Below are 249 nucleotides of genomic sequence, written 5' to 3' on the forward strand. Positions count from 1 at the left end.
TCCGCACTGCCTTGGCGATGAACTCAGGACCGTTGTCGGATCGGATGTGCCCTGGCACGCCGCGTAGGATGAAGAGGTCGGACAGAACGTCGATGACGTCCGCGGACTTCAGCTTCCGGTCGATCTGGTCTGCCCCCTGAAAAGTGGTCCTCCCTGAAGTAGGCTTTCGAGCTGATGGAGGACACGAGAATGGGACAGAAGAAGCACAAGCCGGAAGAGATCGTCGCCAAACTTCGGCAGGTGGACGTG

Annotated in this window: 1 pseudogene; it reads right to left on the reverse strand. The window is 59.0% G+C overall.

The features are described from left to right. Positions 1-133 (reverse strand): annotated as a pseudogene (locus tag H7A85_RS20705) (IS3 family transposase); the annotation flags it as partial. Between the last annotated feature and the right edge of the window lie 116 nt (positions 134-249).

The sequence above is a fragment of the Aureimonas sp. ME7 genome (assembly GCF_903970965.1).
GTDB lineage: Bacteria > Pseudomonadota > Alphaproteobacteria > Rhizobiales > Rhizobiaceae > Aureimonas.